This is a genomic window from Streptomyces bungoensis (assembly GCF_001514215.1).
Classification (GTDB): domain Bacteria; phylum Actinomycetota; class Actinomycetes; order Streptomycetales; family Streptomycetaceae; genus Streptomyces; species Streptomyces bungoensis.
Map to the genome: position 1 here is coordinate 2,229 of NZ_KQ948899.1, position 664 is coordinate 2,892.

1 protein-coding gene is annotated in these 664 nt (G+C 66.3%); it reads left to right on the forward strand.

Annotation, left to right across the window (positions count from 1 at the left end; genetic code table 11):
* Positions 1-664, forward strand: a 664-nt coding sequence (locus tag AQJ66_RS36515) for a 2-oxoacid:ferredoxin oxidoreductase subunit beta (protein WP_167359218.1), incomplete at both ends; no start/stop codon positions are given.

Sequence of the window (664 nt, forward strand, 5' to 3'; positions counted from 1 at the left end):
GAAGGACTTCAAGTCGGACCAGGAGGTGCGCTGGTGCCCCGGCTGCGGTGACTACGCCATCCTCGCCGCCGTCCAGGGCTTCATGCCCGAACTCGGCCTGGCCAAGGAGAACATCGTCTTCGTCTCCGGCATCGGCTGCTCCTCCCGCTTCCCGTACTACATGAACACCTACGGGATGCACTCCATCCACGGCCGCGCCCCCGCCATCGCCACCGGCCTGGCCACCTCCCGACGCGACCTCAGCGTCTGGGTCGTCACCGGCGACGGCGACGCTCTCTCCATCGGCGGCAACCACCTCATCCACGCCCTGCGCCGCAACGTCAACCTCAAGATCCTGCTGTTCAACAACCGGATCTACGGCCTGACCAAGGGCCAGTACAGCCCGACCTCCGAGGTCGGCAAGATCACCAAGTCGACGCCGATGGGCTCTCTCGACGCCCCCTTCAACCCGGTCTCCCTGGCCATCGGCGCGGAAGCCTCCTTCGTGGCGCGCACCATCGACTCCGACCGCAAACACCTCACCGAGGTACTGCGCGCGGCCGCCGACCACCCCGGCACCGCACTGATCGAGATCTACCAGAACTGCAACATCTTCAACGACGGCGCCTTCGACGCCCTCAAGGACCGCCAACGCGCCGAAGAGGCACTCATCCGCCTCGAACAC